The organism is Sphingomonas sp. DC1600-2, assembly GCF_049897605.1.
In the GTDB taxonomy this organism is placed as follows: domain Bacteria; phylum Pseudomonadota; class Alphaproteobacteria; order Sphingomonadales; family Sphingomonadaceae; genus Sphingomonas.
The window spans coordinates 1-7,557 of record NZ_JAFCWO010000029.1 but is presented as its reverse complement, the minus strand read 5'-3'; the positions used below and the strand labels follow the sequence as shown (position 1 = coordinate 7,557).

The 7,557-nt window shown below is 62.0% G+C and carries 15 protein-coding genes; 7 read left to right on the top strand and 8 right to left on the bottom strand.

The genetic code is table 11. The features are described 5' to 3' along the window. Positions 1-113 precede the first annotated feature (113 nt). Positions 114-260: a hypothetical protein gene (locus ACP7BL_RS17525; protein WP_426258908.1), complete on the bottom strand. Its 147-nt coding sequence runs from the start codon at positions 258-260 to the stop codon at positions 114-116. After that, entirely contained in the window at positions 257-895 is a 639-nt protein-coding gene (locus ACP7BL_RS17520; protein ID WP_126846442.1) for a DUF3164 family protein, read from the bottom strand. The genes ACP7BL_RS17525 and ACP7BL_RS17520 overlap by 4 nt, the downstream gene beginning before the upstream one ends. Before the next feature lie 54 nt (positions 896-949). On the opposite strand from ACP7BL_RS17520, the gene ACP7BL_RS17515 reads away from it, so the two are divergent. Further along, a complete protein-coding gene (locus ACP7BL_RS17515; RefSeq protein ID WP_426258907.1) occupies positions 950-1,204 on the top strand; it encodes a hypothetical protein in 255 nt (84 codons plus the stop codon). A 175-nt stretch (positions 1,205-1,379) separates the two neighbouring features. Here ACP7BL_RS17515 and ACP7BL_RS17510 read toward each other — a convergent pair whose 3' ends face one another. After that, positions 1,380-1,580 (bottom strand): hypothetical protein, encoded by a 201-nt coding sequence (locus tag ACP7BL_RS17510; protein ID WP_126846438.1) that lies wholly within the window; start codon positions 1,578-1,580, stop codon positions 1,380-1,382. Positions 1,581-2,053: 473 nt separating this feature from the next. Between ACP7BL_RS17510 and ACP7BL_RS17505 the strand changes: the two genes are divergently transcribed. From ACP7BL_RS17505 to ACP7BL_RS17490, 4 genes are all read left to right on the top strand, one after another. Next, the gene (locus tag ACP7BL_RS17505) at positions 2,054-2,455 is read left to right on the top strand and encodes a hypothetical protein (RefSeq protein ID WP_126846436.1); all 402 of its coding nucleotides are present in this window, start codon (positions 2,054-2,056) and stop codon (positions 2,453-2,455) included. Positions 2,456-2,635: 180 nt separating this feature from the next. Continuing rightward, on the top strand, positions 2,636-3,295 hold the full coding sequence (locus ACP7BL_RS17500; protein WP_426258906.1) for a hypothetical protein: 660 nt from the start codon (positions 2,636-2,638) through the stop codon (positions 3,293-3,295). 8 nt (positions 3,296-3,303) lie between these two features. Continuing rightward, complete coding sequence (locus tag ACP7BL_RS17495) at positions 3,304-3,747, top strand: hypothetical protein (RefSeq protein WP_126846432.1); 444 nt, start codon at positions 3,304-3,306, stop codon at positions 3,745-3,747. Further along, on the top strand, positions 3,744-3,956 hold the full coding sequence (locus ACP7BL_RS17490) for a helix-turn-helix domain-containing protein (RefSeq protein WP_126846429.1): 213 nt from the start codon (positions 3,744-3,746) through the stop codon (positions 3,954-3,956). Before ACP7BL_RS17495 ends, ACP7BL_RS17490 begins: the two co-directional genes overlap by 4 nt. Here the strand turns inward: ACP7BL_RS17490 and ACP7BL_RS17485 are convergent. Then, positions 3,953-4,732, bottom strand: a complete 780-nt coding sequence (locus tag ACP7BL_RS17485) for a hypothetical protein (RefSeq protein WP_299112633.1) — start codon at positions 4,730-4,732, stop codon at positions 3,953-3,955. The genes ACP7BL_RS17490 and ACP7BL_RS17485 overlap by 4 nt on opposite strands. Next, positions 4,656-5,222, bottom strand: a complete 567-nt coding sequence (locus tag ACP7BL_RS17480; RefSeq protein ID WP_260591502.1) for a hypothetical protein — start codon at positions 5,220-5,222, stop codon at positions 4,656-4,658. The genes ACP7BL_RS17485 and ACP7BL_RS17480 overlap by 77 nt, the downstream gene beginning before the upstream one ends. An 18-nt stretch (positions 5,223-5,240) precedes the next feature. Between ACP7BL_RS17480 and ACP7BL_RS17475 the strand changes: the two genes are divergently transcribed. Together ACP7BL_RS17475 and ACP7BL_RS17470 are read left to right on the top strand one after the other, a co-directional pair. Then, entirely contained in the window at positions 5,241-5,459 is a 219-nt protein-coding gene (locus ACP7BL_RS17475; RefSeq protein ID WP_426258905.1) for a type II toxin-antitoxin system HicA family toxin, read from the top strand. A 25-nt stretch (positions 5,460-5,484) separates the two neighbouring features. Further along, the gene (locus tag ACP7BL_RS17470; protein ID WP_126846423.1) at positions 5,485-5,877 is read left to right on the top strand and encodes a type II toxin-antitoxin system HicB family antitoxin; all 393 of its coding nucleotides are present in this window, start codon (positions 5,485-5,487) and stop codon (positions 5,875-5,877) included. Positions 5,878-5,927: 50 nt separating this feature from the next. On the opposite strand, the gene ACP7BL_RS17465 is transcribed toward ACP7BL_RS17470, so the two are convergent. The 3 genes from ACP7BL_RS17465 to ACP7BL_RS17455 form a co-directional block, all read right to left on the bottom strand. After that, positions 5,928-6,278, bottom strand: a complete 351-nt coding sequence (locus tag ACP7BL_RS17465; RefSeq protein ID WP_126846421.1) for a hypothetical protein — start codon at positions 6,276-6,278, stop codon at positions 5,928-5,930. Positions 6,279-6,343: 65 nt separating this feature from the next. Then, positions 6,344-6,778: a hypothetical protein gene (locus ACP7BL_RS17460; protein WP_126846419.1), complete on the bottom strand. Its 435-nt coding sequence runs from the start codon at positions 6,776-6,778 to the stop codon at positions 6,344-6,346. Positions 6,779-6,804: 26 nt separating this feature from the next. After that, positions 6,805-7,266 (bottom strand): WYL domain-containing protein, encoded by a 462-nt coding sequence (locus tag ACP7BL_RS17455; RefSeq protein WP_126846416.1) that lies wholly within the window; start codon positions 7,264-7,266, stop codon positions 6,805-6,807. Positions 7,267-7,557 lie beyond the last annotated feature (291 nt).

Below are 7,557 nucleotides of genomic sequence, written 5' to 3'. Positions count from 1 at the left end.
ACCAAAACCACGAAAGGAAAAATCACCAGCTTGACCCAAAACCCGCTCTGCGGGACATACCTTCACCCGGGTCAATTCTCGATGGAAATACCGGGTCACTTCTCAGCGGAAATCTACACCTCGTCCTTTTCTTGCGCGACGACGCCCTTTGCGAGGGCGTTCAGCGCGAGCGACGTCGCGAACGGCACCTGTTTCGCGCTGAGCCCGATGAACGCACGCTGGAGCGGCTTCAGGTTGGCGCGGATGTCGATCGAAGTCACGCGGCGGCGAGATCGATCGTGACGGCCGACCACGCCGCATCCGGCACCGGTCGCTGATAGAAACGAACATACGTGCGCGAGCCGATCACGCGGATCGATTCGCGGATCGCTTCCATCGCGCGCAGCCAGCGCTCGTCGGAAATCTCGACGCGCAACAGCATGAACAGCTCCGCGCGATTGATCTGGCCTTCCTTGTCGACCTGGAAGACGCGGTTGACGAGCGAGCGCAGCTCCACGCGGCCGCCGGCGGCCCATTCGGTAAGGCATTCGTCGATCAGCGCTTTCGCTGCCTGCAGTTCCGGCCCGAACTCGAGCAGATCCGAGACCTGGACCTGGACTTTCTGGCAGCCGTCGAACGACATCAGCGTGATGTTGCCCTTCTTGCCGCCAAGCGTCGCGCCATAGTGCTGCGCGATCAGTGCCTGCAGCGCCGAAACGCGGTCGAACACGTCCACCTTGAACGCGGCGATCTGCGCGGACACATCGCGCGCCTGGCCGAGGATGCCGCGGACGGTCTCGTCCATGAGCAGATCGGCCGCCTTCACCGCGGTTAGCGGCACGAGGCTGCCTTTCGCGTCGCGAAGATAGAGCGAACCAGCAACGTCGATCGACGCGGGATGCTTTGCGTCCGCCATACTGATATCCCCAAAGACAACCCGCGCCGTGACGCGGTGAGAAGGCGGGAGCTGATGGAGCAACTCACATCAATGATCGATTCGGCGATTTATGCCGCGCATCGACACGGCCTAGGTGCCGTTCGACTTTACCTGTCAGAGGACCGTCAGGCCCAACTGCAGCGCAATTCGATGCCTTCGCCGAGCGCACAGCGGACGATTACCACTTATCGAGGTGTTCCAATTACCACCACGATGGCGGGTCAGTCCGACCGATTGATCACCGCTAGCGGGACCGCGATAATGATCGATGAGGTGGGCGAGCGCTGAGGCGGAGACCCCCTCCGCCCCGGTCAGAATATCTGGCGGAAAACCGTGGCCGCACGGCCGCGAACAGATGGCGATGCCCCGGCGGTGCCCGCAGGCAGGGTGCCCTGCACGGTCGCGGTCGGCGAAACTTCCTGCCGGGTTCGGCTCCCGACCAGGAGAGATGCCAGCTGGCGATTCACGCGAAGCCGCGCACTGCGTTCGGCGTCAGCAGCCCATCGATGACGCTGTTCACGCCGGCATCAATATTCACTCGCGCCGCAGCGACGCTCGCGGTGGTGAGCTCGCGTTCGATCGCCACCAGGCTCGCCTTCGAAATCACCGCTTCCTCGCCGGGCATGGTCGAGATGAAATCACGAAGGATCGCGAGCGTGGTCATCGGCGGTCTCCACGAAAGGGGGCGACAATTGCGCGGACGAGCTGCTGCGCTCGCTCTTCGAGGTCATCGAGAGGCATATCCGGACGCCCTGTCGCGGCCTCTTCCCGCCGCCGCGCGTCGTGCACCAGCCGATCCCAATCGGGCGTCAAACGCTCGAGCTGATCGGCAATGGACCCGCCAGGGGAAGAGCGGGAGACGCGCGACTGGGGCATGGGGAAGCGCTCCAGATACAAAAAAAGCCCACCGGCCCGGGGGAAGGCGGTGGGCGTCAGGCGCAATTGTCGCGGGGTCGAAATAGGCCATTACGTGGCCATTTTGGCAGGGGCGTTTTTGTGTACCCCCAATGATTTTTTATCGCGTCCAAATTTTCGCAAGGTATCGCTTGATACATAGGCCCAATGGGCCTATATAAACTGCATCGGCGGTGATCGCCGAAAGGGGGCGCCGCCACAACGGGGCGCAGGAGACAGACGATGGCCGATTTCGTTCCCGCCGCTACCAACCTCCGCTCGCATGAGCTGTTCGATGTCGTCCAGACCGGCGGCCACGTGCAGATCATTTCCAAGAGCGCCCGCGTCGAAGCATCCGCCTATGCGACGGTGATCACCGTCGCCGAGATCGAGGCCAACCCCAAGCACTTCGCGCGCCCGCTCGTCTCCGGGCTTAAGGCGGCCGGCTATGCCGCCTATGTGCAGGGCAAGGTGGATGGCAAGTACACGCAGATCGGCCTGACGGCTGCGGACTACGCCAAGGGTACCGATGAGCGCGCGCGCTATGCCGCCTGGGTATCGGAGACGGCCGCCACCAACGCCGCTGGCCGTGCATTTTTTGACGGGATGAATGAGGGAGGCGATGGCTACAATCCCTACCGTTAATGGGGCACCGCTGTAATGTCCGTCAAATTTCGTACGGTCATAGCCTGCCGCGATACGCTCGCGGCAGGCTATGTCGAAACCCCATTCCGCCGATCCCAAAAAAGCGATGCGGTGCCGGATAGCGACCCAGCACTTGCGACTGTCCGTGCGTCGCGTCACTATTGGCGAGAGCGTTGCGATATGATCGCCGACCCCATCTCCGAGATCGACCTCGGAATTGTCGCGGCCCACCGAGGTTACGGAATTGTTATGCCCATAGGCGTGTCGAGCATGTCTATCCTGCGGTCTCGATTAATCAACCGAGCATGGCGCGACGGTGCCTGGGACATGACCGAGCATCATTATCCGCCGATTAACGGCGACAGTTTGGGTGTAGTGTCGGCAAATCGGCGCTGGCTTGATGCTGAGCGTGAGCGGTTGGATGCGGACGCGCCGAGAGCCAGTCTTGAGCGGTGGCTATCAGACGCAGCTGTGGCAGGCTCTCTGGTAGTCTGGTCATGGCGACCAATGGTAGACAACCCATATCTCAGCTATTGGCTCCCCAAGGATCGCAGCCTGGCCCCTGACGGATCTCGCGGCGGGGACGCCCCCCTGCTCAAACGTCCCGAAACGGGCGGTAGCTACCACTATGTCTTTGGTAAAAGACAAAAACAGATGGCCAGCCAAAAAGGCGGGCGGCGCGCCGGTCAACGCGGCGCGCCGCCCGCCACGCGGCGACAGCTGGAATATCTCGCCGATCTCATGCGGCGAGCAAACCGGCATCCTGCGGACATCCCCAAAGGCCTCACCCGTCAGCAAGCCAGCAGCATGATCGACATCATGCTGCTGGCGAACAGTTAGGCGACCACATGACCTACCTCAACCACCTGACCCTCAACACGGGGGATCTCCGCCGCTCATGGCTGCACGAGGTGGACGACGCAGCGATCGAGCATACGCGCGAGCTAGTCGCCGATGCGGTCGCTGGCGGGGGGGATACCGACATGCCGGTCCCCGGCTATCGGCTGCATGTTGAGCCGTTCGGGTCGCGCCGTGCCGCGCTGTGCACGGTCTCGCGCGATGATGTGCCGCTGGTGACGATCGCCGTGGCTGCACGACCGTCGCGCGCGCTCTGGGGGCAGATGATCGCGTTGCGCCATAGGATTGACCCGGACGCGCCGGCACTCGACGAGCCTCCTGCGCCGTGGTGCGCAGCACTGCTGCTGCCGGCTGCGGTGACCGACCATGGCGCGATGGCTTGGCTTGGCGATTTCGAGCGCTGCGCCGCCTGGGCATGGATTGATCCGAAATGACCGGCGCAGAGGTTCTGGCGGCGCGTGCTACCCTCAGTCTGAGCGCAGAGGAGTTGGCCGGATTGGTCGGTGTGTCGGGAGCGCGGACAATCTACAAATGGGAGCATGGCGATCGAGCTGTGCCGGGGCCGGTCGCAATCATCATCACAGCTTTGCTGGAGAGCGCCGCCATGCGCGAATATTTCGGCGTCTCTCTTAGCGTGATTTAGCTCAAGATACCGGCATGCGCGGCGATCAGCGTCGCCGCATCGACGTCTTTGCACACCGTGCCGAATATCTGCGGCCATAGGTCTAGCGCGTCGATCAACAACCGCTTCGCACGCCGGTTGTGCATCCCATAACGATTCGCCACCACGGTATAGCCGACCGTCTCGCCAACGATCATGTCTAGGACTGCGGCGATCGGCCCGCGCACCTCGCGTCGCCAGCGCGAATAGGCCATTTCGCGCCGCACCGCGCCCAATGCCTCGTAAAAGGTCCCATCGCCACTGCGCGTCTGGTCGACGCGTGTCTCGACGCTGGAGGTTCGCACCGTCACGTCGGCACCGATCCGCTCCGCAACCGTGGCGATCTCCACGGCCGAGGCAAGCTGCTCGGCGTCGATCGAGCCGGAAAGGTAGAGCTGGGCCAGCGCACCGTCCTGGTGGTGCTTGTGGTGTTCATGGGTTTCCGGCGTACCGTGCGCCTTATGATCCCAGCGCTCGTGCATTTCCGCTCGGGATTTCCGCAGTGACCGCTCTGCTGCCGCACGATCTGGATGTTTCTCTGCCCAGCGCCGACGGTTGAGCGCGATGTCATCGGCGATGCTTTTCTCGAGCGGGCTGGGCTTGCGCTTCTTGGGGGCCTTGGTCGACCAGCCGACACCCCTCACCTCTTGCTTCGCCGACGCCGCGTTCGCCTCGGCCCGCTCAGCCAGTGCCTGTTTGCGGTGGCGCGCGATGATCGCGCGCATCACCTTCGCCTCGGCTGGATTGCTGTCCGACATTTTGCTGACCCCCGTCGTCTGTCACGGGTGTCTGCTCAAGTTCGGGCACCCGCGGCAGTGGCGGAAATGTGCTGGCCGTTGACCGCTCGAACACCTGGCCATCGGGGTTCACCGTCCAGCCGGCCGCACGCAGTGCCAGGATCGCGTCGCCCTCGCTGACGTGCTGCTCGAGCCCTGGGAAAGACATGCGCCGCCGATCGCCTGGCGCGCGCAGGATCTCGCCCTCGGCGGTCAGCGTGCGCACCATGTCGCGCGCACGGGAGCGGCCGATGCCGACCGCGCCGGCGATCTCGCCATAACTGGGTGAGCTGCCCCAGCGCAGGAAATACGCCTTGGCGAAATCCAGCACCTGCAGCTTCGTGCTCACCATGCTCGGCGAACGACGATATTGCGCCACCATAGACTTGTTTACGCCCGCGCTCCCGGTGCGGAACATAGCGGGAATTGCGGCAACCATCCATAGCCCGAAACATTTCAGCATATTGCGCATGTATTTGCGCAAAAGCGATTGACCGACCTCCGCATGATGTGTATATATTTGCGCATGGAACGGGACAGCAAGAAAATCGTCAAGCGGCTGGTGACGGAAGGGTTCGATCTCGTGTCGGTCAAGGGCTCGCACCACAAATTCCGCAAGGGCGATATCACGGTGATCGTCCCGCACCCGAAGAAAGACCTGCCGCTGGGCACCGCCCGCAGCATCGCGAAAATGGCGGGGTGGGTGTGATCCCCCGCCCCCTGGGAGTAAGACTATGAAGTATTTCTACGCCATCGTGCACAAGGATGAAGACAGCGCCTTCGGCGTCACCTTCCCCGATCTTCCGGGCTGTTTCTCGGCAGCGGATGAGATCGGCGAGGTTCTGCCCAATGCCTGCGATGCGCTCGCCTTATGGTTCGAGGATGCCGCCGAGGTCGCGCCGCTCCCGCTCGATCAGATCCAGGCGCTTGCCGCCGACGATCTGCGCGATGGCGCGTTCATCATCGCGGTGCCGTGGATCCGCAACAGCGGCACCGTCGCGCGCGTGAACCTGTCGCTCGATCGCGGTATGCTCGACGCGATCGACAAGGCCGCGACCTCGCGCAGCCTTACTCGGAGCGCCTTCCTCGCCCAGGCCGCGCGCAATGAGATCGAGCATCGGCACTGAGCTGAGACGGGCAAAAGGCGGAGGACATCTGGGACTTGCCTAGCGGCTCGTCACTCCCCCGCCCAATTGTCACGCCCGATTTCGGCATTGTCGTCGCTGCCTTTGACCGCATCGGTTGCAGGCATCTTCCGGGGCGTGTCGATCTGGTCGAGCATGGACGCGTTATTGTCGATGGAGTCGGCGACGATGAGAATATCGTGTCCGTTGGCGTCGATCTGTCCCCCGGGGTCGAGCTCTGCTCTCAGGCAATACATATCGGCTGTGATCTTCGCTTCCTCATAACCCTCGCTGCGCTTTGCAGCCAGATACGCTTCGACAATCCGCCGATGGGCATTGCAGATGTCGGCCTTGCTTGCCTGAGTGCTGGAAATGATACGCAAGCGCTCTTGTGCGTCGGCCACCGGGTCAGAGCATGCCGCCAAGACGATCGATGGGCCGATCGCGGCGAGGATGAAACCAAACGCTTTTATTGCGTCGATCCCGTGGCGATCTTTGGCGCGACCCTAAAATTCGCCATAACTCGACCACGTCCAATCGAGGCAACGCACCAAATTCCCGTCGTCTTGCCATCTTGCTCAAAAAGGCGGCAATGACCGGCTGTTGCCGCCGTAGGGTTTCCGGGAGAGAGGTAGATGCGGCGCACCGACATTTCTCCGTTGTCGCCGATGGGGCCTGCGAAGCCGACCGGAGCACCGGAACCCTTTTTCGCAAATTGGACCAATACGCTGTCCTGACCGGAGGGCAACAAGACCACAGTATCGCATTCCAGGCGGCGATCTTCGGGGCCGGGATTCCCCAACTTTGGCGGATAAGAGCATTGTCCGTCCAACACCTCTAAGCCGTCATCTGCCACCTGCTCAGCGCATAGCGGCGCGGGTGAGGCCAGCACGAGGCTCGTCATGCAGAGAATCCTCGCAATCGTGAATCTCATAGCCATCGCCCCCAATGCATATGCGTCGCGACCAAAAGAAGGTGCAGGATGCGAAAGCGGCCGATCAAATACCCGGCCAATAGCATGGCTGCCACCAGCCACAGGCGCGATGGTGATCGAACACGGGCGGCGCTAGTGATCTCCTCTACGGGTTCAGCTTCATCGACCAGCGATAACGGCCCGACCTCGAGACCACGCGCCCACTCCAGAAGATCCAATACCTCGCCGGTTGCTGCGTCACTGAGTTCCCGGATACGATCGATGCGGAATGTGCGCTTCGCTTTGGCAGTGAGACAACGAGCCTCAACATAAAGCACATCCAATCGGCCGCCTGCGAAAGATCCAGCGATTAAGAGCGGTACGATTGTACGCCTGCTCTCCTCGCCGTTCGCATCAACATAATCGATGATGACCTTGCGTTGGTCCAGAACAGGAGCCGATGCATCCCCCAGCCTCATCGATCGCTTTGAAGGATCATCACCAGCCCCCTGTTCGCGCTTCTAATTCAAGCATTATTTCCGGAAATTTGCGTGGCGCTCGTCAACGCCGACCTAACCATCTACCCTCAACCATGTAGCTCGACCTGAAGCCGTTGAAGTAGCCTCGACGGCCAGGCCGGGAGCAAGACCAATGGGTCTTATGCCGATATCGGCATAAAGGGCATAATGCCGCGATCCGGATTATGCCGCATGGCCTTTCGGAATGGGGGTTTTCCGTGGGTCAGCCATGCGGCAGTTCGGCATAATCAG